Genomic DNA, 24,317 nt, shown 5'->3' with positions numbered 1-24,317 from the left:
CTTATTCCTGATCCAGGTCGGCGCTTTTCTGCGCGATGGCCATGGCCGTGAGAATTTTTCTGTAGCCAGTGAATTCGTTGCGCGCATGCACGCTGAGGATGTTGTCCAGCAGGACCACGTCGCCCTTCTCCCAGGCGAACTCGACCATCACGTCGCGGTAGATGCCTTGCAGGTGGCGGATCACGTCATCGGGAATGACCGAGCCGTCGCCGAAGAAGGTGTTTTGCGGCAGGTCCAGCGGGCCGAATTCACGCAGCAGGTTGTCGCGGATGCTGTCCGGCAGGGTCAGCGCGTTGAAGAAGGTGCCGTGGTTGAACCAGATGCGCTCGCCCGTCAGCGGATGGCGCACGATGGCCGGGCCGTTTTGCCGGGTGCGCAGGCGATTGCCCGATTTCCACTCGGCCTGAATGCCGATCTTCGCGCAGTAGGCTTCGACTTCGCCGCGATCTTCGCTCTGGAACACGGTCTGCCATGGCAGCCCCATGCCGTCGCCGTAGTTACGCACGTACATGATGCGTTTACGCTGAAACTCCTCGCGCACGGCCGGGTCGATTCGCGCGAGGATTTCGCGGGTGTCGCCGAACGGGGTTTCGCCGCCGGTGGTCGAGGGCGTGTCGCAGTAGAAGTACAGGTGACGCGGGAACACCGGCGAATAGGAATGCTCGTTGTGCGGGAAAATTTTCTCTGCCGCCGGGTAATCGGTGGAGCTGTAGATTTTGAACTGACCGGTGATCTGGGTCCGTGGCGAGGCGCGGAACAGGTACTCCAGGGCGCCGTCGGAAATCGCCGCCACGCAACGGTTGAATTCAGCGATGTCAGCCACCTGGAAGCCACGGAACAGAATCACCGCGTGATCAAGCAGCTTGCTTTCGATCAGGGCGCGATTCTCTGTCGCCCACTCCACCAGGCTCACACCAGGCACTGCCGGGCGGCACACCAGCGGCATGCTGGCACCGTCGAACATCGGCGCAAAACTCACCAGCCGGGTCGGGTCGGTGGACAGGCTCTTGCGCGCACCGCGGCCGATTTTGGGAATGGACTTGGTGGTTGAAACAGTCATAAACCCCTCCAGAAAATGATGACGGCGGCGCCCGGTTGGCGCCGCCGCAATGAATCAGTCCGCCGCGCCTTGCGTTGCCGGCGTGCCGCGACGACGCTTGATCGCCATGCGCCCGCCCAGCAATGCCTTGCGCTGCTCGTTCAATCGCGCATCGGCACGGCGCTGCACCTCGGTGGCCAGTTCCAGCAGATCGCTGACCATCAGCTCGTCGGCGCGCAACAACGCTTGCAGTACCGCCTCGATTTGTTCGAACAGGCTTTGCAGCGTGCTCGGCAAGTACTGTCCGGCGGGTGTTTCGAAACTCAGGTGAATGTGTTCGGCCTCGTTGTAGAACGCAGCGACCATGCCGATCTCGGCAGCTTGCCGGCCCGACGGGAAGTCCTCGACCAACAAGCCGTCCATGGAGGGCAAGCGACCGACGCCTTCCTGATAGATCAACTTGATGTCGAACAACGGCGAACGCCCGGCCCGACGCGGCAAACGCAACGCCTCCACCAGCCGCTCGAACGGCAGGTCCTGATGGTCCGAAGCCTCCAGAACCGCACGACGACAGGCTTGCAACAGTTGCTCGGCAGCCTGGTCAGCATCGACCTCCACTTGCAGCACTAATTGGTTAACGAAGAAGCCGACCATTTGTTCAAGCTCAACTTGATTTCGGTTGGCGATATCGGTGCCGATGCGCACGCGATTGACCTCGGTGCGCTGGCGCAACACCAGGGTAAAGCCGGCCAATAGCACCATGAACAGCGACAATCCACGCTGTTGGGCGAAGTCGCGCAACTGCTGACTCAAGGTCGAATTCAAGGTGAAATGTTGGCTCGCGCCTTCTTGCGCCTGACGCTGATCGCCGTCGCCCGGCAGCTCCAGCACGGCTTGCGGCTGGCCGAGGCGCACCTGCCAGTAATCGAGCTGACGTTGCAGCTCGCCGCCCTGCTCCAGCCACTGACGCTGCCATTTGGCGAAGTCGGCGTATTGCACGACCTGCTCCGGCAACTGCACGACACCACCCCGGTTCAGGGTCGGGTACAACGTGACGAATTCATTGATCAGTATCCGGAACGACCAGTCATCCGCCGCGATGTGGTGCACCGTCAGCAGCAGCACATGTTCCTGATCCGCGACCTGCAACACCCGCACCCGCAGCAACGGCCCGTTGCGCAAATCGAACGGCCGGGCGACTTCTTCGCGGGCCAACTGCGCGGCTTCGACGTCCGGGGCCGGCAAGTGCCGCAGGTCGCTGATGGCGAAATCCAGCGGCAGTTCGGCGTGTACCCGCTGCCAGGCCTGGCCGTCTTCCTCATAGAACGTGGTGCGCAACACGGCGTGGCGTTGCACCAGGGTTTCGAAGGTTTGCTGCAGCGCCGACAGGTTCAACGCGCTGCGCAACCGCAAGGCGCCGGGCATGTTGTACATCGAGCTGTCGGGTTCGAGGTTCCACAGGAACCACAACCGCTGCTGGGCAAAGGACAACGGCTGGCGTTCGCCGGAGTGGTCCGCCAGCAGCGCCGGGCGTTCGCAGACATTGGCGGCGTGCCGCAGGCCTTGCACCTGAGCCGCGAAATCCTGCAGACGCGGGTGTTCGAACAGGCTGCGCAAACTCACCGACAAGCCCAGACGCTGACGAATCTGCGAAACGATCTGCGTGGCCAGCAACGAATGACCGCCCAACTCGAAGAAGCTGTTTTCGCGATCGACACGGGCAACCTGCAACACCTGCTGCCAGATCTGCGCCAGTTCAATCTCAAGCTCACCTTGCGGCGCGGTGCCGGCCACGGCTTCCCAGACTTCGGGTGCGGGCAGCGCCGCGCGGTCGACTTTGCCGTTGCGGTTGAGCGGCAATGCGCTCATCACCACCAGTTGCGCCGGGAGCATGTAGTCCGGCAGACGCTCGCCCAATACGTGACGCACGGTTTCGGTCAATTGACGGGAGTCGGCGTTCGGCAACACTGGCACGACATAACCGATCAGTTGCTTGCCGCCGACGCCTTCGTGCACCAGCACCGCGGCTTCGCTGATCATCGGCAAGCCTTGCAGGTGCGCTTCCAGTTCACCGAGCTCAACGCGGAAACCGCGAATTTTCACCTGATGGTCGATGCGTCCCAGGTATTCCAGCGCGCCGTCCTCGCGATACCGCGCCAGGTCGCCGCTGCGGTACAAACGTGCGCCCGGCGTGGTGGAAAACGGATCGGCGATAAAGCGTTCTGCGCTGAGCCCCGGACGCTGGTGATAGTGCTGGGCAATGCCGGCATCACCGCCGATGCACAACTCGCCCACGCAACCGGTTGGCAGCAGATGGCCCTCGGTGTCCAGCACGTACAACGCCCGGCCCGGCAAGGCGCGGCCAATCGGCACGCCGATCAGGTTTTGCGTGTCGGCCAAGGTGCACAGGTGAGTGCTGGAGACCACGGTGGCTTCGGTCGGCCCATAGGTGTTGAGCAGGCGTACGTCGCCGAGACCGGCGGCATGCCAGAGCTTCAAGCCTTCCAGCGACATGGCTTCGCCGCCGACATGCACCTGCCGCAACCGACCTTTGTCGCGTTGCGGCTGCGCGGCCCATTCCTGAGCCAGCAAATACCAATAGGCTGCCGGCAAGTCCGCCAGGGTCACGCCCTGCTCGATGATCTGCCGGTACAAGGTGTCGGTGTCCCACAACTCATCGCCGCGCAACACCAGCGCCGCGCCCACGCACAGTGGCGGGTAGCATTGCTCGACAAAGCCGTCGAAGCTGAAGGTGGCGAATTGCAGCACGCGGTCGTCGGCACTGAGTTGCGAATAGTCCGCCGCAATCACGCAAAACTCGCGCAGTGCGGCATGGGCCAGGCACACGCCTTTCGGCCGCCCGGTGGAACCGGAGGTGTAAATCAGGTACGCGAGGTCTTCGGCACAGGCAAGGTTGACCGGGTTGGCCGTGGAGTAGCCGGCCAGCGACGCCGTCGTCAGCGCCAGGCGCGGCAAGCCTTCGGGCAGCGCGACATCGTTCAGCAGCTCCGGTTGCGCCAGCAGCAGGTCCATGCCGCTGTCTTCGATCATGTAGGCCAGGCGTTCGGCCGGGTAGTCCGGGTCCAGCGGCACATAACCGGCGCCGGACTTGAGGATGGCCATGAGGCTGACGATCATCTGCGCATTGCGCCGCACAGACAGGCCGACCCGCTGCCCCGGCGCCACACCGTGTTCGCGCAGGCGATGGGCGAGCTGGTTAGCCTGGGCGTTGAGCTGTGCATAAGTCAGTCGCTCGTCGCCGACGATCACCGCCCATGCATCGGGCGTGCGGGCCGCTTGCTGCTCGAAACGCTGATGCGCCAACAGCGGACTGTCCAGCAGCGGCGCGGCGGGACGCGAACCCAGCAACACCTGGGCTGTTTGCTTGGCGTCCAACAGGCTGACGGCGCCCAGCACTTGCTGCGGCTGTGCAACGAACTGCTCCAGCACATGCAGCAGGTTCGCACTCAAACGATCGATCTGCGCGGCGCTGAACAAGGCCCGGTCGAAACTGAATTCCAGACGCAGGCTGGCGCCGACTTCGATGCCGAGGGTCAGCGGGTAGCTGGTGATTTCGTGATTGCGCAATGCGCCGAAGGTCAGGCCCGCCGGTGCACCTTGCTTCAGCGCTTCGGCCACCGGGAAGTTTTCGAACACCAGCAAACTGTCGAACAGCGCGTTGCCCTGCTGCCCGGCCCAGCCCTGAATGTCGTAGAGCGGCACATGCTCGAACTCGCGCAGGCTCAGGTTCAGCGCTTGCAACTCATTGAGCCATTGGCTGACCGGTTGCGCGGACGACGGCGCGGCGATGATCGGCAAGGTGTTGATGAACAGGCCCAACTGCTGCTCGATACCCGGCAACGGTGCGGATCGCCCGGCAATCGTCGCACCGAACGCCACGCACGATTGACCGGTGTAGCGCTGCAACAACAGGCCCCACGCGCCCTGCAACAAGGTGTTGAGGGTGATTTTCTGCTGCCGGGCAAACTCCGCTAGACGCTGCATCGCGGCGCTTTCGAGCGTCAGGTGATGCTCGCCCATGCCGTGCCCTTCGACCGGCGTCGGCAAGGCTTGCGCCAGCAAGGTCGGGGTTTCGAGTGCGGCCAGCGCCTGTTTCCAGAACTGTTCGCCCGCCGCCGGTGGCTGCTGCTGAATCCAGCCGAGGTAGTCGCGGTATTGCCCCAAAGGTTTGGCCAGTGTCTGCCCGGCGTAATGCTGAATCACCTCGCCGAGCAACTGCGCGTTGCTCCAACCGTCCATGAGGATGTGATGACTGGTGTAGATCAGGTGCCAGGCGTCGCTGCTCTGGCGCACCAGCATCAGGCGGAACAGCGGCGCCGCACTGAGTTCGAAGCCACGGCTGCGCTCTTCGGCGGCCAGTGCATCGAGGTCGATATCGGCCGCTTCGATCACCTGCAATTGCAGATCGATCTGGCGATGAATCACCTGATGCGCAGCTTCCAGGCCCAACCAGTGGAAGCTGCTGCGCAGAATGTCGTGACGGTTGATCGCCGCCTGCCACGCCCGACCGAAGGCCGCCAGTTCCAGCCCCTGAATATCCAGGCGCAGTTGATTGATGTAGGCCTCGGCCTGCGGTTCATACAAGGTGTGGAACAGCATGCCCTGCTGCATCGGCGTCAACGGATAAATGTCTTCAATGGCCGGGGCTGCAACGGGCAAGGCGTCCAGCTGCGCCTGATTGATCCGTGCCAGCGGGAAGTCCGACGGCGTGACCTGGCCCGCCGGCGTGGCGCAGCAGTGTTCGATCAGCGCAGTGAGTTCTTCGGTGTAGGCGTCGGCCAGTTTTTGAACGGTGCTGTCGGCGAACATGTCGCGACTGAAGCCCCATTGCAGCGAGAGTTGACCACCATAGACCTGGCTTTCCAGCGTCAGCCAGTTGGCCAGCGGCGCATCGTCACCCTGGGCCTGACCGCCGCTTTCCGCTGCGGGCACAAACAGCGCGTCTTCATCGAACTGGCGGTCGAACTGGCCAAGGTAGTTGAAGGTGATGCGTGGCGCCGGCAACCCTTGCAACGCGTCACGCTGGGCCGGTTCGCCGAGGTAACGCAGCAGGCCATATCCCAGGCCTTTGTCGGGGATGGCGCGAAGTTGCTCCTTGATCGCCTTGATCGCGTTCGCCGTTTGCGCGTGAGGTTGCAGGCGCACCGGGAACAGGCTGGTGAACCAGCCCACGGTGCGCGTCAGGTCGAGGTCGTCGAACAGGTCTTCACGGCCATGGCCTTCGAGCTGGATCAGCGTCGAGTTGTGCCCGGTCCAACGGCAGATCACCCGCGCCAGTGCGCTCAGCAGCAGGTCGTTGACCTGAGTGCGATAGGCTGCCGGTGCCGTTTGCAGTAATTGCCGCGTCAACCCGGCGTCGAGCTTCGATTCGATTTTGTGGCCGTGGCGATGCTGCAGGCTGCCCAGCGGATTTTCACACGGAAGGTCGCCGGCATCGGCGTGTTGTGCCTGCCAGTACGACAGTTGCTGATCCAGCGTGCGGGCATGCGTTTTCAGGTGTTTGGCCCAGTGTTGATAAGCGCTGGTTTTGCCCGGCAACGTTGCGGCGCTGCCACCCGCCAATTGCGCGTAGGCCTGCTGCAGGTCTTCGAGCAGCACCCGCCAGGACACGCCGTCCACCGTCAGATGATGGACCGCCAGCAGCAGGCGTTGCGAGCCATCGTCGAGGTTGATCAGCAGTGCGCGCAGCAACGGCCCGTCGGCCAGATCGAGACTGCGTTGTGCTTCGTCGCACAGGGCCGTCAACGCCTCGGTCGACGCCGCGCGCCGCTGCCACAGTCCCGCTGCTTCAACCGGCGATCCGTGACGCTGCTGCCAGCCATCGACACTCGCGGTAAACCGCAGGCGCAAGGCATCGTGATGGTTGATCAGCGCCACCAGCGCGGCTTCCAGTGCTTGCGGGTTCAACGCCTCGCGCGGCGTCAACAGCAAGGACTGGTTCCAGTGTTGCGGTTGCGCGACGGCCTGTTCGAAGAAGTAATGTTGCGCCGGGGTCAGCAGCACTTCGCCGCAGACCGGCCCTTGCTCAATGGCACTGCGGTTGTCGAATGCCGCTACCAGCGCCAGGCTACGTACGGTCTGGTACTGAAACAGGTCGCGAGGGCTGAGACGGATGCCGGCCTGACGGGCGCGGCTGACCACTTGAATGGAGATGATCGAATCACCGCCCAGTTCGAAGAAGTTGTCTTCAAGGCCCACACGTTCCCGGCCCAACACGTCCTGCCAGATCTGCGCCAATGCCATCTGCATCGCATCTTGCGGCGCGACGAACGCTTGTTGCGGCGCCGCGTCCGGTTGCGGCAGGGCCTTGCGGTCCAGTTTGCCGTTGGCGGTCACCGGCAAGGCATCCAGTGGCATCAGGTAGGTCGGCACCATGTATTCCGGCAAGCTATTGAGCAGCCAGCCCTTGAGGGTTTCTGGCCACTGCGCCTCGGCGTTTTCCAGCACCAGGTACGCCACCAGATGCTTGCCGCCCTGCACCAGGACCACCGCCTCGCGCACCAGCGGATGCTGCATCAGGCGGGTTTCGATTTCCCCCAGCTCGATACGCAGGCCGCGCAGTTTCACTTGATGGTCGAGGCGACCGAGGTATTCGATCACCCCGTCGGCACGCTGGCGTACGCGGTCGCCGGTGCGGTACAGGCGTGCACCGTCATGGAACGGGCACGGCACAAACCGCTCGGCCGTCAGCCCCGGACGCCGGTGATAACTGCGCGCCAGCCCCGCGCCGCCCAAGTACAACTCCCCCGCCACGCCCGCCGGCACCGGCAGCAACTGCGCGTCCAGCACGTGGGTGCGCAGGTTGGCAATCGGCCGGCCGATGGGCACGCTGTCGGCGCCCTCGTCAACGCACGTCCAGTGGGTCACGTCGATGGCCGCTTCAGTAGGCCCGTACAAGTTGAACAATCCGGCGCCCGGCAACCTGGCGAACACCTGAAGCTGGGCATCCAGCGGCAGGGCTTCACCGCTGCACGCGATGCGCTTGAGGCTGGTGCAGGCTTCAACGCCCGGCTCGTGGATAAACGCCTGAAGCATCGATGGCACGAAGTGCAAGGTGCTGATGCCGAACTCGCCGATGAGTCGAATCAAGCGCGCCGGTTCGCGGTGCGCACCCGGCGGCGCCACCACCAGACGGGCTCCGGTCATCAACGGCCAGAAGAATTCCCAGACCGACACATCAAAACTGAACGGGGTTTTCTGCAACACCGAGTCGCTGCCATCCAGCCCGTACGCCTGTTGCATCCAGCACAAACGGTTGACCAGCGCCGCATGGCTGTTGCCGGCGCCCTTGGGTTTACCGGTGGAACCAGAGGTGTAAATCACATAGGCCAGGTTCAGCGGATTCACCGACACCTGCGGGTAGGTTTCGCTGTAAGCGGCCAGCCAGTCCTCGTCCTGATCCAGTGCGATGACCTTGATGTCCTCGGTCGGCAGCGTGCCAGCCAGGGCACTCTGGGTCAGCAACACAGCAATCGCACTGTCTTCGATCATGTAGGCCAGACGCTCCGCCGGATATTCCGGATCGAGCGGCACATAGGCGCCACCGGCCTTGAGAATCGCCAACAGGCCAATGACCATTTCCAGCGAACGCTCGACGGCGATCCCCACCAACACATCGGGGCCGACACCCTGCTCGCGCAGGTAATGCGCCAATTGACTGGTGCGTGCATCGAGCTGTGCATAAGTCAGCTGACGATCGCCAAACACCAGCGCCGGCGCCTCGGGTGTGCGCAAGGCCTGGGCGTGGATCAGCTCATGAATGCATTGCTCGACGGGATAGGTTTCGGCGGTGCGGTTCCAGTCATGCACCAGCACCTGTTGTTCATCCGCCGCCAGCATCGGCAGCTCGCCGACCCGTTGATGTGTGTCGATCACCATCGCCTGCAACAGCCGCGTCCAGTGCTGCGCCATGCGCGTGATGGTCGGCGCGTCGAACAGGTCGCTGGCATAGGTCAGCGCGGCGTGCAGCTTGCCGCCCTTTTCGTAGGTGTCGAGGGTCAGGTCGAACTGCGTGGTGCGCCCTTTCCACTCGATCGCGCCCAGCACCAGGCCGGAGGCGGTGCTGATGCTGGACATGTCCGCGACCTGCGGCTGGTGGTTGTACATCACCTGGAACAGCGGCGTGTGGCTGAGGCTGCGCTCCAGTTTCAGCGCTTCGACCAGACGCTCGAACGGCAAATCCTGATGGGCCTGGGCACCGAGCGCAGTCTCCTTGATGGCGCGCAGCAGATCGTCAACGCGGGTGTGACCATCGAGCCGGGTGCGCAGCACTTGGGTGTTGACGAAGAAGCCGATCAGGCCTTCGATTTCCGCTCGGTTGCGGTTGGCAATCGGCACGCCGACACGGATGTCGGTCTGCCCGGTGTAGCGATGCAGCAGCGCGTTGAACGCACCGAGCAACAGCATGAACAGGGTGATGTTGTGTTTCTGCGCAGTGGCGCGCAGTTGCTCGGCCAGTTGCGTGTCGACGGCGAATTCGTAGCGTGTGCCGCGATAGCTCGGCATCGCCGGGCGCGAGTGGTCGGTCGGCAATTCGAGCACCGGGTGTTCATCGCCGAGTTGCGCTTGCCAGTATTCGAGTTGGCGCGCCTGCTCGCCCGCCTCCAGCCAGCGGCGTTGCCACAACGCGTAGTCGCTGTACTGGATCGGCAACGGCGCGAGTTGCGGTTGTGCACCGGCCTCGAAGGCGTCGTAGCAGCGGATGAATTCGTCGATCAGCACGTTCATCGACCAGCCATCGGAGACAATGTGGTGCAGAGTCAGCAGCAGGACGTGTTCCTGCTCGGCGAGTTTTAGCAAGGTCACCCGCAGCAGCGGGCCGATGGACAGATCAAAAGGCAGCACCGATTGCTGTTCGGCCGCCTGGGCGACGGCACGTTCGCGCTCCGTTTCCGGCGAGGCGCTGAAGTCCACATGTTTGATGATCAGCGGCGCGCTGGCCGGCACTTGCAGCAAGGTGTCGTCGGCCTGGTGCTGGAACACCGTGCGCAGGGTTTCGTGACGTGCCACGAGGCTGACGAAGGCTTGTTCCAGCGCCGACAGGTTCAGCGTTCCGGTCAAACGCACCGCACCCGGCAGGTTGTAGGCGCCACTTTGCGCGTCCAGTTGCCAGAGAAACCACATGCGTTGCTGGGCATACGACAGCGCCTGGCGATCCTCGGCCTCGACGCCGGCAGGAATGGGGAACCGGGCGAAATCAATGCCTTCCTTTTGCAAGGCCGCAAGGAACATCTGGCGCTTTTCCAGGGGCAACCCGATAAACCGGCGAGCAAGTTTCAAGGAGTCATCAGCATTCATTTCTAAGCATCCGGATCAGTGGCGGGAAGCACAAAGGCACGTCGTCCCTATAAAACGAATGCAGACCGGAAAAATTAGCGAATGAGAATAAGTGTCAGCGGGGAGACAAATCGGGCGTTCCCTTGTAGGAGCCGGCTTGCCGGCGATGAGGCCATGACAGGCGACATGGATGTTGCCTGCCTGGCCGCCATCGCCGGCAAGCCGGCTCCTACAAGGGGTGCAGAGTCAGGCAGTGGCAGCCATGGCGTGCCGGCGATGGTGAACGTCGAGCTGGTCCTTGATCACGCGCAGCACCTTGGCTTCGTGCTCATGGATGAAGAAGTGACCGCCGGCCAGCATGTCCACGGAAAAACTGCCGTAGGTTTCCTTGCTCCAGCCGATCAGCTGTTCGGTGGTTGCGCGATCCGCCTTGCCGCCGAGCACGTGCACCGGGCATTTCAGCAGCGGACGCTGGATCGGCTCGAAACGGCCGCACAGCAGGAAGTCCGCACGCAGGATTGGGAGCGTCAGGCTCATCAGCTCTTCATTGGCCAGCACTTCTTCACTGGTGCCATTGAGGGTGCGCAGTTGCTCGATCAGCTCGGCATCGGTTTTCGGATCGGCGAAACCCTGATCGTAATCAGCCCGCATTGTCGGTGCAGCGGTGCCCGAAGCGAACAGCGCCACTGGTTCCGGGCAACCCAGCGAGCGCAAGGCATGGGCCATTTCACAGGCCAGCAACGCGCCGAGACTGTGACCGAACAGGGCGTACGGCGCCTTGAGCGTGGCTTTCTGTTCCTGGGCGAGTTGCAGCGCCAGGCGCCGCATGTCGGTGTGCAACGGCTCGCCGAACCGCGCGCCACGGCCCGGCAGTTCCACCGGCTGCAGCTTGAGCCACTCCGGCAGTTTGCGCCGCCAGCGGCTGTAAACCATGGCGCTCGCGCCTGAATAGGGCAGGCACAGCAATGTCAGCTGGGTCACCGGGCTTACCTCGAAAAGTTGTCTGTAAAGAGAACGGATGAGGTCCGCCGGGAATTAGTCGACGGTGATGACGCCTTCGCGGGCAAGCCTCGCTCCTACGGGACGCACTGAAGCCTGTAGGAGCGAGCGGGCGGCGATCCGACTTGCCCGCGAAGAAGACACAGAGAAGTCACTGAATGAATACTTACCTAAGGTGGCGATAGCTGGGAATTGCCGAGCCCAGCACCACCGCCCCCGCCGCAATCGCCACCCAAAACCCGCTACGCGCGCCAAACGCATCCACCAGCCAACCCGAGCTGGCCGCGCCAATCGCCACGCCGATGCTCATCCCCGTCACCAGCCAGGTCAGGCCTTCGGTGAGTTTGGCCGGCGGCACGATGCGTTCCACCAATGCCGTGGCGACAATCAGCGTCGGCGCAAAAGACAGACCCGCGACGAACACCGCCAGCGCCAACCCGACAATATTGGTCGCCAGCAGCAACGGCAACGTGGTCACCGCCGTCGCCACCCCACCGTACAGAAACAGTCGCGGCAGCGGCACTTTCGAGCGCAACGCGCCGAACGCCAATCCGGCCAGGCATGAACCGATGGCATACACCGACAACACAATGCTCGCCGCCGCCGGTTGCCCTTGATGCTGGGCGAAGGCCACGCTGACCACATCGACCACGCCGACAATGGTGCCCATGGCAACCATCAACAGCATCAGCAACTGAATCTCGCTGGAACGAATGATCGAGCCCTGATGGTGTTCTTCATGGGGATGAATCGCCGGTTCGGTGTCCCGTTGCAGGACGAACGCCGTGACGCCAATCGCCAGCATCAACAGTGCCGCCAATGGCCCCGCTTCGGGGAACACCACCACGCACAAGCCTACCGACAGCGGCGGCCCGACAATAAAACAGACTTCGTCGAGCACCGATTCCAGGGCGTACGCGGTTTGCAGTTGCGGCTGACCGCGATAGACCTCGGTCCAGCGCGCCCGCACCATCGCCGACATGCTCGGCATGCAACCGGCCAGCGCGGCGAACACAAACAGTGTCCATTGCGGCGCCTGCAAACGCGTGCACAACAACACCAGCAACAACGCACCGCCACCGATCAGTGCCGACACCGGCAAGATCCGACGCTGCCCGAAACGGTCCACCAGCCGCGAAACCTGCGGCGCGCAAAACGCCGTGGCCAAGGCAAACGTCGCCGCCACCGCACCGGCCAGTCCGTAGCCGCCCTGCAATTGCGAGAGCATGGTGATCAGGCCGATGCCGGTCATGGAAATCGGCATGCGCGCGATCATCCCGGCCAGCACAAAGGCTCGGCTGCCCGGGGCTTTGAACAGTTCGCGGTAGGGGTTGGCCATGGCTCGGCTCTCGACAAGGGCCTGCAAGTTGCCATATGGCCGCTTAAGGTGGAAGGGGCGAAATGTTGGTTGAATGTGAAGGCCCTATCGCCAGCAAGCCGGCTCCTACAGTGAAACGCGATCAATTGTAGGAGCCGGCTTGCCGGCGATCGAACGTTAACGCGGTCCGCCTGCTTAAACACTCAGGCCCTGTAGGCCACACACCTACAAGCACTAAACAAAACCGCACCGCCCCTGGAAAATCGTTTGTTGCCACTCATTACATCCCCACCTAACATCCCTCCTCAACGGGTACAGCGGAGCTGTCCAACAAAACCCGAATTCAAGGAACCTGAATGAGCCAGCGCATCCACCGCAGCATCGACACCCCACTCCGATCCGGCCTGAACCGCGATGAACTGTGGGAAGGCCCCGACAAAGGCCTGATCAAATGCTGGGAAATCGGCCGCCAACGCGCCGCCCGTTTTCCCGAAATGGCCCAACAATGCCTGGCCGGTGAACTGCCGGTGCTGGGCTGGAAAGGTGGCGTCAGCCGCAGCCTGAAGAAACTCGAAAAGTACGGATCCCTCAAGTACCTCGCCCAGTGGCAAGGTTTGCGCGGGGAAGACCTGGACGTTGACCTGGCTGAAGAACGGGCATTGACCTGTTCGCGGACCGGGATGGTGGTGACGTTTACGCCGGATCGGGCGAAGTATTTCAATCAGGTCATGGAAGCGGAAGCTTGATCTGCCTCGGAACTCACCGAAAACCGCTCGCGATACGCTTGAGGCGTCACGCCCATCGCCCGCAGGAAACTGCGCCGCAACGTCTCTTCGCTGCCAAACCCACACTGCACCGCGACCCGTTTGATCGGCACGCCGGTATCGCTGAGTAACCGCCGCGCCGTTTCGACCCGAATCAGTTCGATGGCCCGCGCGGGCGTCTGGCCGGTGTCGGCGCGGTAGTGACGGACAAAGCTGCGCTCGCTCATGCCAGCCTGCAAGGCGAGGGTTGGAACGCCCAGATCCATGGTGAGGTTTTCGCTGATCCAGGCGTGAAGATCGTCGAAACGGTTGCCTTCCTTTTGCAACGACAGGGTCACGCTGAATTGTGATTGACCGCCCGGACGCTTCAAAAACACCACCAACTGCTGCGCCACTTCAAGCGCCATGGTGCGACCGAGGTCCTCTTCGACCATGGCCAGCGCGAGGTCGATACCGGCGGTGACGCCGGCCGAGGTCCAGACCGGGCCGTCATTGATAAAGATCGGATTGGGTTCGACACGCAAACGTGGGTGTTTTTGCGCCAACAGTTCGCAACGGGTCCAGTGAGTAACCACCCGCCGGCCATCGAGCCAACCGCTGGCCGCCAGCAAAAATGCCCCGGTACACACCGATGACACCCGCCGACACCCCGCCGCATGCTCACGCACCCAAGCCACCAGCGCCTCATCCTCCGCCGCCGCATAAACGCCCCAGCCGCCGGCAATGATCAGTGTGTCGCTGCCCTGCCCGGGCAATGATTCGGCCAGCAGCGCCAAGCCCGCCGACGACATCACCGCCCCACCGCAGCTGGCAATCACCGTCGGCGCGTAAGGCGGCGGCCAGCCTTTCTGGCGGGCAATGTCATTGGCCGAGGCGAATACCTGCAGCGGCCCGGTGACGTCGAGCAGTTGCACGTTGGTGAAGGCAAGCACATGGATAGTCTTGGGCATGTTTGGCGTAATTCGTGGGGTAATTGGCGTATACGCCAAATCCTACGAGCCTACAGTGAAGCCGTCCACCCACTTCACGAGAAAAACACCATGACGTTGCAGATCGGTTTTCTGTTGTTCCCGCAGGTTCAGCAACTGGACCTGACCGGCCCTTACGACGTACTCGCCTCGCTGCCGGACGTGAAGGTGCATTTGATCTGGAAAGACCTGATGCCGGTCACCGCGAGCACCGGCCTGGTGCTCAAGCCCACCACCACATTCGACGATTGCCCGGCGCTGGATGTGATCTGCGTTCCCGGCGGCAGCGGTGTCGGGCCGTTGATGGAGGATGAGCAGACGTTGGCGTTCATCAAGGCGCAGGCGGCCAATGCGCGGTATGTCACCTCGGTGTGCACCGGCGCGCTGGTACTCGGCGCGGCAGGTTTGCTCAAGGGCAAGCGCGCCACCACTCACTGGGCGTATCACGAATTGCTTGGACCGTTGGGTGCAATCCCGGTGAAGGATCGGGTGGTGCGCGATGGCAATCTGCTGACCGGTGGCGGGATCACCGCCGGGATCGACTTTGCCCTGACCCTGGCGGCTGAGTTGTTTGATAAGGACACGGCGCAATTGGTGCAGTTGCAGCTGGAGTACGCGCCGGCGCCGCCGTTTGAATCTGGCAGCCCGGAATCAGCGCCTCAGAGTGTTTTGGCAGAGGCTCATCGGCGTACGGCGCCATCGTTGCAGCAGCGGACGCAGATCACCGAACGGGCCGCAGCAAATCTCGGTTTGTAGGTAATCAACTGTAGGAGCCGACTTGCTGGCGATGGCGGCGGGTCAGCAAACACGTTTATCGCCTGAACGGGCGCTATCGCCAGCAAGCTGGCTCCTACAGTTGATGTGTGTGATGGCTGAATCACTTTTCTACGGGCGAAAAAAAACCCGCCAGAGGCGGGTTTTTCCCAAGACCATTGTCGACTCCCTGTCGGTAGCGAATCCTTGCTGATGGTCGATCATCCGTGATCCTGAAGCGCTTCCTGTGCTTCAGTTGATGTGGCTAGATTACGCATCGGATCCAATGTGCAATAGACGACATAGCTACCATCGCGTGTAAGACATTCGCTATACCAGCCCTTCCGAAAACCCTTAGGCGCCTCAGGTGTCGAGCGCTCAAGCCCCGAGTTTCGCGGCCTGCAGCGGAGCTACGGCAGACAGCGCCTGCGCCATGGTGATCATTCTTCCTGTCTCACCCGGGCTTTGGCGGTATCAGCCAAAAACTGTTCAATGTTGTTCATCTGTTCCTCCCAGCCCCTGCTGTCCATCCGGAAAGCCTTTTCCCGACGCGACTGGGGGACGTGATCGAAACCGGACTCGGACACCTTGAGCAACGTACCTTCCTCATGGTCCTCCAGCTCGAACTTCACCAGCGTGGTGGGTTCCTGGGAATAGTCGACATCCGCGCGCACCGCGTAGGGGTGCCAGCGAAACGAAAACACTCGCTCCGGCTCGACCCGCTCCACCAGCACATTCCACAAAACGTGCTCATAACCGGGGTAAGTGACCTGCCCCTGAGTCCACTCACCGGCGACAAAACGCTTGCCTTCCAATGCCACGCCAAACCACTGCCCGAACGCTTCGGCATGGGCCAGCACACGCCAGACCTGCGAACGCGGCGCTTTAAGCAGGATCTTCCTTTCGATGCGATCTGATGCTGGGTTCATAAGTCACCTCCTGTACTGAACAGTAGGCCTGTGTGACCACAAGTCCAACCCTAAAGTTGTACCAATCGGGCCTCTCAATCAACCTGCCTGAAATATTCGGCCGCACATCCGCGCCAAAGTTCGGCGCTGAGAACAAGAGTCAACGGGCGGGAGCTGCTACCGTTTGCAGGGACGACATTGACCGGACAAGGAAGATTCATGCCCCCCTCACTCACGGAACGTTATCGCGGCGCCCTGCTGGGCCTGGCTTGCGGCGATGCCGTCGGCACCACGGTCGAGTTTCAGCCACGCGGCTCGTTCAGGCCCCTGACCGACATGGTGGGCGGCGGCCCATTCAACCTGAAACCCGGGCAATGGACCGATGACACCTCAATGGCGTTGTGCCTGGCCGAAAGCCTGCTGAGCAAAAACGGCTTCGATGCCGCCGACCAGATGGGCCGTTACCTCAATTGGTGGCAATCGGGTTACCTCAGTTCCACCGGAGAATGTTTCGACATCGGCATGACCGTGAGCGAGGCCTTGGCCCGGTATCAGCAAACCGGCGAACCCTTCGCGGGTTCAACCGATCCCTATACGGCAGGGAACGGTTCGTTGATGCGGCTGGTGCCGGTGGTTTTGTATTACTTCCCCGACCGCGACCGGATCAGGGCGTTTTCCACAAACAGTTCCCGCACAACCCACGCGGCGCCTGAAGCCGTTGAGTGCTGCCAGTTGTTCGCCGAGCTGATAGGTCACGCGTTACAGGGCGCGGCCAAAGCGGATTTACTCAGCTTGCCGGCGACTACATTCCTGGAACTCAAAGTCGCAGCCATCGCGCGTGGCGATTACCTCGTCAAACCCGAAAGCGCTATCCGAGGCAGCGGTTACTGCGTCGCCTCGCTGGAAGCGGCGCTGTGGTGTTTTCACCACACCGACAGTTTCGAAGCCGCCATCCTGAAGGCCGCCAACCTGGGTGATGACGCCGACACCACCGCCGCCATCGTCGGGCAGTTGGCCGGGGCTTTCTACGGTGTCCAGGACATTCCCGAACGTTGGCTGGCGAAGTTATACCTGCGCGAAGACATCGAGGCTTGCGCTGATCAATTGCTCAAGGCTTCAGGCGCTGACACCGCAAGTGAATGAGGCTTCGCTACACTGCACCTCTTCTTTTCCTGCCACAGCGAGTTTCCCCATGTACTCACGCGTGCTCCTGGCGCTGACGCCGTTGTTGTTCACCACCGTTGCCCATGCCGTCGATTGCGACAATGCCACCGACCAGGCCACGATGAATCAATGCGCGGCGCAGCAGAACAAGGCGGCGGACAAGGAGTTGAATGCGCTTTACCAGCAGATCACCGCTCGGTTGAAGGACAGCCCCGAGAGCAAGAAGCAGTTGATTGGCGCACAACGGGCGTGGATCGGGTTCCGGGATGCCGAGTGCAAGTTTTCGGCGTCCGGGGTTGAGGGCGGGAGTGTTTATCCGTTGATCTACAGCAATTGCATCACGGACCTGACCAAGGCTCGGGTGGAGACCTTCAAAAATTATTTGAAGTGCCAGGAGGGGGATATGAGTTGCCCGGTGCCAGGGCAGTAATTTCTCGATTGGCTTCATTGGCCTCTTCGCGGGCAAGCCTCGCTCCTACAAGGGATCACCGAAACCCGTAGGAGCGAGGCTTGCCCGCGAAGGCGTCCTTTCAAACGCCGCGATTACCGGACGAAAATCTGCGCCGTGGTAATCGCCATATCCCCACCCGGCAACTTGATGCTGCCCACCGGTTTCAGGCTGTCGGCATCAAAAATCGCCACATCGTTAAACGTCCCCGCCAGGTAAATCTTGCTGCCGTCCTTGTTGAAGGAAATGCAGTAGTAGGAATGATCCAGCGTCGCCGACTGGAGCATTTTCTTTTCCTTGATGTCGTACTTCGCCAGGCGATTGAGCACGCCGAACATCAGGTTCGGGTCCTTCGGCGAGCGCATGCCGCTGAAGTAGATTTCCGTCAGCGGGCCGAAGTCGGTGGTTTCAGTCTTGCCGGTTTTCAGATCGATGCTGAACAGCCCGTACAGGTACTCGGCGGTCAACGGATCCTGCTTCTTGTCCTTGAACTTTGCCGCGGTGTAGAGCAGCGAGAAGTCATGGCGATAGGTCTGCTGGTTCCACACGTAGAGCACGTCCGGTGCGCTGTAGTTCGCCCGTTTCCAGTGACGGCTAGGGATCAACACGTCGAATTTTCCGGTTTTCACATCGACTTTGTAGACGTCCGCCCCGGCAACATAAAGCGTACCGTCGTCGCCACTCTGCATGATGGTCAGCTGCCGTGGCGCCGGGAAACTGCGCACGGGTTTGGCATCCATGCCGGCGTCGGTGGCGTAGACATCCAGTCGCGGCTGCTGAACTTCGTAGCGGTCATTGAGCATCAACGTCGGGTTGGCAACGGTGAACAGTTCCTTGCCGTCATGGCTGAGGGTGAAGGCGAACATCGACTTCGCTTTCTCCCCCGGCTTCTGGGTGATGCTGGCGTGGAACACCTGTTTGCAGCTGTCCAGTTCGACGCCGTAGACATCCGCGTAGTGATTGTTCAGCACGTAAGCGGTCTTGCGGTCCGGCGACAACTGGACGGTGCCAGGACCAAAGGCATCGGGCATTTTGCAGGTCTTGAACAGCGTGTCCGTGGCCAGGTCGATCACGTGCAGGTTGTTCGGGTAATTGGTGGTCAACATGTACTCGTGACCGTCTTGCAGAGCAGTGTTTTCATCGGCCAGAACAGTGAGCGAACAGGTGCTCAGGACGGCAAACGCGGCCAAGCCGCAGGCTTTGATGCTAGGCATGCTGGAATCCTTCTTCTCTGTCCGATCACTTGTCTTTAGGGAAGACAGTGCCAAGGTTGCGCCAGTTGTCGTTGGACGCCTGGGCATCCTTGTTCCAGTCCGGGTAGGTGCTCATCATGTCCGGCACCTGGGCCGGCCACCAGCAAGGGTCGGAGCAACCATAAAGGTCGGCTTCCATCGGCTGGCACAGCGACGACACACCGCCAAACGCATCGATTTCCCAGCCCGGGTCGGTGGTCGAAGCGCAGCCCGCGACAGAGCTCATCGCCACCACTTCTTCGATGCGGTTCTCGGCCGCGGCTTCATCGAGTTTCAACGCTTTGTTATTGATTGCCTTGAGATGTTTCATATCAGTGAGCCTTGCGCGGAGTGATGTAGCTGCTGATAAACGCAGGGTTGTTGGCCATGATCCGGGTGTAGACCTCGATGCCGAAGTCGACCCAGTCACGCATCAGTTCGCAGTAGTGATAGGTCGGGTGGGTCGGGTCGCCGTAACGGGCGTAACTCTCGTGGTAGCAGCCGCCGGAGCAGAGGTTGCGGATCTGGCAGTCTTCGCAACCGGTGTTGGTGCGGTCCAGCCGCTGGGACAGGAAGTCGTTCAACTCCACCTGTTTCACACCGCTGTGCACGTTGCCGAAGGTCGGCAAGGACGAGCCAGTGAAGCGGTGGCACAGGTTCAGTTCACCCTTGTGATCCACCGCCAGCATCTTCAGGCCCGCGCCGCACGGCAGGGCTTTTTTGTGGCCTTCGTGGATGTCGGTGATCAACTGGTGAAGGTTGGAAAAGCCGATGTTGCGGTGCTCCAGCGCCGCTTCCAGATAACGCCGACCGAGCTTCTTCATGTTGGCGAAGACTTCGATCAGCTCATCGCTGGTCAGGTTGAAGGTGCTGATGTCGCCGGAAGTCACCGGAGCAAAGCCGACTTCGGCAAACCCCAGTTCGTTGAACAGGTGGTCCCAGATGGTTTCGACGTCGGTGACGCCGGTGGTCAACGTCACTCGCGCGCCAACCGGACGACTGTTGTAGCGCGACAGCAGCATCTCAGCCTTGCGCCGCACCACATCATAGGTGCCCTGCCCGCCCACGGTGATGCGGTTGCGGTCGTGCACGGTTTTCGGCCCGTCGATACTGACGGAGAGCCCGAAACGGTGAGCGTTGAGGTAGTCCACGGTTTCTTCGGTGAGCAGCGTGGCGTTGGTGGTCATCACGAACTCGACGAACTTGCCGGCCTCGCGAAAACGTTTCTCACAGTAATCGACCATGTACTCGATCAGCTTGCGATTGCTCAGCGGTTCGCCGCCGAAGAACACCACGGTGAAGCGCTCTTCGTCCGGGGATTCGCGCAGCAGCATTTCCACTGACGCAATCGCCGTTTCAACGTCCATTTTCTTGCCCGCCGACGGCTTGTCGAGGTCTTCCTTGTAGCAGTAGGTGCAGCTCAGGTTGCAGCCGGTGTTGACGTTGAGCACCACGGTATTGATCGCGGTGCGCTCGACCCGTTTGGTGCCGATGTCCGGGGTCAGCGGCGAGCCGTCGCTGACCAGTTCCAGCGAGATCAGCTCGCGCAGGGTCTCGGTGATTTCTTCGCCGTTGAAACGTGCGGCCAGGCGCTGGATCAGGTCGTCCGACGAACAGCCTGGACCGCGCAAGGTATCGATGATGGTGCCCGTCAGCTCATCGCTGGCGAACAGCGAACTGCTGGGAATGTGGAACAGCATGCGGTCGGCGTCGACGTGCACTTCGTGCAGATTCCGCTCAACCAGATTCAAAATAGCGCCCATTGCAACCTCCTGTGCAGACCTCTTTTACGAGGCCTGCGGTCATTCCAAAAAGTGTCTGAAACGGTTAACGGTCAGCCAACTCATGGAATGGGTGGATTGTTCCAGCGTTGCACGGTGACGATCATGTGGCCCTCGCCGGTCAGGGATTTCCCTGCGTCGTCGACGGCGGCGATCACCTTGAGGTTGCCGGCATTGTTGGTGGACATTTTGCGTTGCGGGTTCGGCCCGGCATCGCCCGGTGTGAACACGCCGCTGTCAGCCTGCATGGTGCCGGCGAACTTGACGTCTTCGTCTTCCTTGGCGCGGTCGTCGAAGGCTTCGACTTTCCATTGCGCCGGGAACACGCCGATGCGATACGGTTTGCCGTCAGCGCCCTTGCCCCAGGCTTCGGCGTCAAAACGGCCCTGGACTTTCGGCGTCGAACCACCGCCCTCGCCGATCCGCGCCACCGAGAACTCGGGCACGACTTTGACTTCGGCGATTTTGCTGTAGACCGACAGGGTCGGGCCTTTCAGCGCGCCGACGGTGACGTTGCGCAGCCCCGGTTGGGCGTTGGCGGCAGCCTTGAGCTTGACGCGAATACGCTGCGGACTTTGCTCCAGCACTTCGACCACTTCCACGCCTTTGCCGAAGTTCGGTTTACCGCTGAGACCGCTACCGATCAGAGTGACTTCCGTTTCGGCGCCAGCCTTCAAGTAACCCGGTTGAACGGCCAGCAAACGACTGCTGCCCTGCTTGGCCGCGACGAAGTCCAGCCCCCGCTCATCGTGCTCGGCCTCGAACATCCGGCCTTGCATCGCATTGCCTTGGGCGGCGAACACCTGGCGCATGGTCACACCGTCGATGGTCACGTTGCCGCGCCATTCGTAGCCGGTGTAGAGAATCGCGCTGCCGTCGCCATTGAACGGCGTGCCGTCGGCGTATTGGCCTTTGACGCTGACCTTGAAGGTGTCATCGCCAGCGGTGGTCACGCTCATCACCCCGGCCAGTTCACCTTTGCCCGGCAAGTGGCCGCTGAAGCTCCAGTCACCGGCAAACGCTTCGGCTTTGGGTGCTGCGCTCAGCCATTTTTTCCAGGCCGGGTTGTCCAGCGGATAACGCTTGGCCAACAGCGGCACCATGTCTTTGCGGGCAATGTCGAACCAGTCGCGGTCGCGGGCCAACGCCTGGTATTCGAGGGACGGCCATTGACCGAGGTGGAAGTTCACCAGGCGCTCCCATTCCTGGGCCGGGCGCCGTTGCAAGGCGACCCGCGCACCGGAGTGGCAGCGACCGCACATCTGGCTGGTCTGGTCGTCGAACTTCTCGACGGTATTGAGTCGACGCTCCAGCGCGTAACGCACGCCGTCCGTCTCGCTCGGCGCCAGGCCCTGGGTGTCGGCCAGGTATTTGACCAGCGTACGGCGGTCGTCATCGCTGATCTGCAAACCGTGCATGGTCTGCATCCGGGCGATGCTCATCAGCCAGCCTTCCGGGGTTTTGCGCTGGTGGCTCATGCGGCTCAGGGCGTTTTCGGCTTCAGGGGTGTGACAGCCCTGACAGGTTTCCTTGAGGATGGTCTGGGCGTCGCGGGCTGCCAGGCTGTCAGGCGAATGCAGCGCCACACAGGCGGCCACGGCCAGCAGACTGACGCTCAGGCCTGATCGGAGTTTTCTCTTCATCAACGTCGAACCTCGCACGGTGCTTTCTTATTTTTGTGGCTTATCGTTTTTATGGTTTCTGCCGCCGGCGGCGCACCGCAGACGGAGGCAAGAGAAACGTCTGCGATGAGCAATACACGGAGCGTGCCAGCTTGCCGATTACCTTTTTTATCAAGCGCTTGCGTGAAGTTGACTGCGATTGGCCATGCTTGATCGAGAGCGCGTGCGTCTAATATCGCGACAGTTGTTGCAGTCTGAGACAAGCATAGATGCCTTAACCGGGACAGCTCATCGCCCGACGATTGACGACAGTCCCGTGCGGGGGCGAAATGGTTGTTCACCAATTGCCGTTCAGGGGATAACGAAATGGCAAACATCACTGTCCTGGCGGGGGACTTTCTGCAGGGTGACGGAGAGTACAGAGACGGCGTTTTCACCTTGAGAACGTCGCTTCACCCGTGGCCCGGCATCACCCTGCCACTCTCCTCGTTCAAAAGCGTGGAAGTCGCCAACGAAGAGTCGATCAACAACATCAAGGACGCCATCGGCTTCGGCGTCGCCGGCGCCATGCTGCTGGGGCCCATCGGCGCTATTGCCGGTTTCATGCTGGCCGGAAAAGAAACCGAAGTGACCTTTCTGGCAACGCTGAAAGACAACAAAAAACTGCTGGCCGCCGTGGATGGCAACACATTCGACGAGATTTCCCGGAAAATAGCAGCCTGATTGCCGGGCGCGGGCCGCACCGGCCTTCAACGGTGCGGCTTGACGTCGGTTCAGATGGAATAGGTGGGATGAATGCTCTTGTGCGCCTCGATTTCCTGGCGCATGTCCGCCACCAGCGTGGCGATGGCATGGGGACTGTCCAGTGTCCATACCGGAACGTGGGTGGCGATCAGGTCCACTTTGCCCGTCATGCAGTCACAGACCCGGATCGTCAGGGACTGGTCCGCTTCCATGTTGCAGGTGCAGACGGCGGGTAGAAAACTGTGTTCGATGATGCTTTGAATTTCCAGGGTTGAAAGGAACATCGCAACCTCCCTTACGCCAGATGTATAGCAGGGGAAATACTCCGTCATTTCACCACCGAGCCTGAAAATTCTATTCCCCAAAAGTGAGGGGCTCAAGGGCGCAACCCGGTTGCTCGTCGTCTCGACGGGTGGTCATCGGCGCTCAAGTTATCGCGCTTTGCGTCGATAACCTGCCTACACCAAACGTTAAGGGAATGACGATATGGCAATTTCTTTGAACGCAGCCTTGATCCAGCCATCGGCCGCTCAGCTCAGCCAGTCCAGCCAACCATTGACCGCGAAAACGCTGAGTGAAGACCTGCTGAAAACAGCGGTCAACATCAATCCGGCAGCGATTTACCATCCAAGCGATGAAGCCCCGGCACCCGGTCCGACCATGGAATCGATCGAGACCTGGATCGGTCGATCCCAGTCACCTGACTTCCCGCAGGTTGCCGAGCGGCACAAAAACGCCCATCAATCGCTGAAATACTCCTTCGAAGAGTTCCAGTCAGCGTTGGCCCACGCCTATCCGGATCTCGCCGACAAAAAATTTGGCTTCACCATTCAAGCGGATGGAAGCCTCAAAGCCCTCAACAGTTCAGGCCAGCTCAGCTCTTCCGATATGAATCGGCTGAACAATCTGCTGAATGCCTCCAGTTCGCTGAAATCGGCAGCGAGCAGTTACCGCGACGCCTCCATCGATCTGGTGGCCGCCGACTCCGTATGGGGTGGCAGCTACGTGGGCGGGTACAACCTGAACAAGGAGAACTTCGCCAGCACCATCGATCTGGGCGCCCTGTTCTTGAAGAAAGGCTCGGTGCCAAACGCTGAAACCCTCAACGGCTTCTTCTCTTCCCAGTTGTGGAGTAAAGGCGAGCGGATGACGCAGGAGACGGAAACGGTGATGCTGGCCGAGCGCAATAAAGTCGACGTGAAAGCCTGATTCCAAACAGGCCCGGATTGCCCGAATCAGCTCAGGTCACATCGTTGGCCTGAGCTGCAAAACCCGTCTCT

Annotated in this window: 17 protein-coding genes; 6 read left to right on the top strand and 11 right to left on the bottom strand. The window is 61.4% G+C overall.

Going from position 1 to position 24,317, the window contains the following annotated elements:
• Position 1: 1 nt before the first annotated feature.
• The 4 genes from ACYZUC_RS29220 to ACYZUC_RS29205 all read right to left on the bottom strand — a co-directional run bounded on the left by ACYZUC_RS29220 (position 2) and on the right by ACYZUC_RS29205 (position 12,674).
• The gene (locus ACYZUC_RS29220) at positions 2-1,060 is read right to left on the bottom strand and encodes a TauD/TfdA family dioxygenase (protein ID WP_461992085.1); all 1,059 of its coding nucleotides are present in this window, start codon (positions 1,058-1,060) and stop codon (positions 2-4) included.
• A gap of 54 nt (positions 1,061-1,114) precedes the next feature.
• Entirely contained in the window at positions 1,115-10,357 is a 9,243-nt protein-coding gene (locus tag ACYZUC_RS29215) for an amino acid adenylation domain-containing protein (RefSeq protein WP_461992083.1), read from the bottom strand.
• 225 nt (positions 10,358-10,582) lie between these two features.
• Positions 10,583-11,317: a thioesterase II family protein gene (locus ACYZUC_RS29210; protein ID WP_461992081.1), complete on the bottom strand. Its 735-nt coding sequence runs from the start codon at positions 11,315-11,317 to the stop codon at positions 10,583-10,585.
• 184 nt (positions 11,318-11,501) lie between these two features.
• Positions 11,502-12,674 (bottom strand): MFS transporter, encoded by a 1,173-nt coding sequence (locus tag ACYZUC_RS29205; protein ID WP_461992079.1) that lies wholly within the window; start codon positions 12,672-12,674, stop codon positions 11,502-11,504.
• Positions 12,675-13,009: 335 nt separating this feature from the next.
• On the opposite strand from ACYZUC_RS29205, the gene ACYZUC_RS29200 reads away from it, so the two are divergent.
• Positions 13,010-13,399, top strand: a complete 390-nt coding sequence (locus ACYZUC_RS29200; RefSeq protein ID WP_461992077.1) for a hypothetical protein — start codon at positions 13,010-13,012, stop codon at positions 13,397-13,399.
• Here the strand turns inward: ACYZUC_RS29200 and ACYZUC_RS29195 are convergent.
• On the bottom strand, positions 13,375-14,367 hold the full coding sequence (locus ACYZUC_RS29195) for a GlxA family transcriptional regulator (protein WP_461992075.1): 993 nt from the start codon (positions 14,365-14,367) through the stop codon (positions 13,375-13,377). The two genes, ACYZUC_RS29200 and ACYZUC_RS29195, sit on opposite strands and share 25 nt — an antisense overlap.
• Before the next feature lie 90 nt (positions 14,368-14,457).
• Here ACYZUC_RS29195 and inhA point away from each other — a divergent pair, with 90 nt between their 5' ends.
• On the top strand, positions 14,458-15,141 hold the full coding sequence (gene inhA / locus ACYZUC_RS29190; protein ID WP_461992073.1) for an isonitrile hydratase: 684 nt from the start codon (positions 14,458-14,460) through the stop codon (positions 15,139-15,141).
• A gap of 437 nt (positions 15,142-15,578) precedes the next feature.
• Here inhA and ACYZUC_RS29185 read toward each other — a convergent pair whose 3' ends face one another.
• Positions 15,579-16,067 (bottom strand): SRPBCC family protein, encoded by a 489-nt coding sequence (locus ACYZUC_RS29185; protein WP_461992071.1) that lies wholly within the window; start codon positions 16,065-16,067, stop codon positions 15,579-15,581.
• A gap of 198 nt (positions 16,068-16,265) precedes the next feature.
• Here ACYZUC_RS29185 and ACYZUC_RS29180 point away from each other — a divergent pair, with 198 nt between their 5' ends.
• Positions 16,266-17,189 (top strand): ADP-ribosylglycohydrolase family protein, encoded by a 924-nt coding sequence (locus tag ACYZUC_RS29180; protein WP_461992070.1) that lies wholly within the window; start codon positions 16,266-16,268, stop codon positions 17,187-17,189.
• Positions 17,190-17,238: 49 nt separating this feature from the next.
• Positions 17,239-17,640, top strand: a complete 402-nt coding sequence (locus ACYZUC_RS29175; protein WP_461992068.1) for a lysozyme inhibitor LprI family protein — start codon at positions 17,239-17,241, stop codon at positions 17,638-17,640.
• 113 nt (positions 17,641-17,753) lie between these two features.
• Here ACYZUC_RS29175 and peaD read toward each other — a convergent pair whose 3' ends face one another.
• From peaD to peaA, 4 genes are all read right to left on the bottom strand, one after another.
• Positions 17,754-18,872 carry a quinohemoprotein amine dehydrogenase subunit beta gene (gene peaD, locus ACYZUC_RS29170; protein WP_461992065.1) on the bottom strand — a complete coding sequence of 373 codons (1,119 nt, stop codon included), beginning with the start codon at positions 18,870-18,872 and terminating at the stop codon, positions 17,754-17,756.
• A 25-nt stretch (positions 18,873-18,897) separates the two neighbouring features.
• Positions 18,898-19,221, bottom strand: a complete 324-nt coding sequence (gene qhpC, locus ACYZUC_RS29165) for a quinohemoprotein amine dehydrogenase subunit gamma (protein ID WP_008027961.1) — start codon at positions 19,219-19,221, stop codon at positions 18,898-18,900.
• 1 nt (position 19,222) lies between these two features.
• Positions 19,223-20,653, bottom strand: a complete 1,431-nt coding sequence (peaB, locus tag ACYZUC_RS29160) for a quinohemoprotein amine dehydrogenase maturation protein (RefSeq protein ID WP_046032632.1) — start codon at positions 20,651-20,653, stop codon at positions 19,223-19,225.
• 80 nt (positions 20,654-20,733) lie between these two features.
• Positions 20,734-22,314: a quinohemoprotein amine dehydrogenase subunit alpha gene (gene peaA, locus ACYZUC_RS29155; RefSeq protein WP_461992063.1), complete on the bottom strand. Its 1,581-nt coding sequence runs from the start codon at positions 22,312-22,314 to the stop codon at positions 20,734-20,736.
• A gap of 345 nt (positions 22,315-22,659) precedes the next feature.
• Here peaA and ACYZUC_RS29150 point away from each other — a divergent pair, with 345 nt between their 5' ends.
• Entirely contained in the window at positions 22,660-23,016 is a 357-nt protein-coding gene (locus ACYZUC_RS29150; RefSeq protein ID WP_461992061.1) for a hypothetical protein, read from the top strand.
• A gap of 50 nt (positions 23,017-23,066) precedes the next feature.
• Here the strand turns inward: ACYZUC_RS29150 and ACYZUC_RS29145 are convergent, their stop codons facing one another.
• On the bottom strand, positions 23,067-23,321 hold the full coding sequence (locus ACYZUC_RS29145) for a DUF1652 domain-containing protein (protein ID WP_017339917.1): 255 nt from the start codon (positions 23,319-23,321) through the stop codon (positions 23,067-23,069).
• Between the two features lie 202 nt (positions 23,322-23,523).
• On the opposite strand from ACYZUC_RS29145, the gene ACYZUC_RS29140 reads away from it, so the two are divergent.
• Positions 23,524-24,246, top strand: coding sequence for a hypothetical protein (locus ACYZUC_RS29140; RefSeq protein ID WP_461992059.1), 723 nt, complete (start codon positions 23,524-23,526; stop codon positions 24,244-24,246).
• Positions 24,247-24,317: the final 71 nt, after the last annotated feature.

It is taken from the genome of Pseudomonas sp. GT1P32 (assembly GCF_054897805.1).
Note: the sequence above shows the minus strand (reverse complement) of the source record. Positions and strands in the feature narration are given on the sequence as shown.

Bases quoted from the DNA above. Each gene is read 5' to 3' on its own strand.
- peaB (WP_046032632.1), bottom strand. From the start codon at position 20,653: ATGGGCGCTATTTTGAATCTGGTTGAGCGGAATCTGCACGAAGTGCAC.
- ACYZUC_RS29145 (WP_017339917.1), bottom strand. From the start codon at position 23,321: ATGTTCCTTTCAACCCTGGAAATTCAAAGCATCATCGAACACAGTTTT.
- ACYZUC_RS29205 (WP_461992079.1), bottom strand. From the start codon at position 12,674: ATGGCCAACCCCTACCGCGAACTGTTCAAAGCCCCGGGCAGCCGAGCC.
- ACYZUC_RS29175 (WP_461992068.1), top strand. From the start codon at position 17,239: ATGTACTCACGCGTGCTCCTGGCGCTGACGCCGTTGTTGTTCACCACC.
- ACYZUC_RS29195 (WP_461992075.1), bottom strand. From the start codon at position 14,367: ATGCCCAAGACTATCCATGTGCTTGCCTTCACCAACGTGCAACTGCTC.
- ACYZUC_RS29150 (WP_461992061.1), top strand. From the start codon at position 22,660: ATGGCAAACATCACTGTCCTGGCGGGGGACTTTCTGCAGGGTGACGGA.
- ACYZUC_RS29200 (WP_461992077.1), top strand. From the start codon at position 13,010: ATGAGCCAGCGCATCCACCGCAGCATCGACACCCCACTCCGATCCGGC.
- qhpC (WP_008027961.1), bottom strand. From the start codon at position 19,221: ATGAAACATCTCAAGGCAATCAATAACAAAGCGTTGAAACTCGATGAA.
- ACYZUC_RS29185 (WP_461992071.1), bottom strand. From the start codon at position 16,067: ATGAACCCAGCATCAGATCGCATCGAAAGGAAGATCCTGCTTAAAGCG.
- inhA (WP_461992073.1), top strand. From the start codon at position 14,458: ATGACGTTGCAGATCGGTTTTCTGTTGTTCCCGCAGGTTCAGCAACTG.
- ACYZUC_RS29220 (WP_461992085.1), bottom strand. From the start codon at position 1,060: ATGACTGTTTCAACCACCAAGTCCATTCCCAAAATCGGCCGCGGTGCG.
- peaD (WP_461992065.1), bottom strand. From the start codon at position 18,872: ATGCCTAGCATCAAAGCCTGCGGCTTGGCCGCGTTTGCCGTCCTGAGC.
- ACYZUC_RS29215 (WP_461992083.1), bottom strand. From the start codon at position 10,357: ATGAATGCTGATGACTCCTTGAAACTTGCTCGCCGGTTTATCGGGTTG.
- peaA (WP_461992063.1), bottom strand. From the start codon at position 22,314: ATGAAGAGAAAACTCCGATCAGGCCTGAGCGTCAGTCTGCTGGCCGTG.
- ACYZUC_RS29180 (WP_461992070.1), top strand. From the start codon at position 16,266: ATGCCCCCCTCACTCACGGAACGTTATCGCGGCGCCCTGCTGGGCCTG.
- ACYZUC_RS29140 (WP_461992059.1), top strand. From the start codon at position 23,524: ATGGCAATTTCTTTGAACGCAGCCTTGATCCAGCCATCGGCCGCTCAG.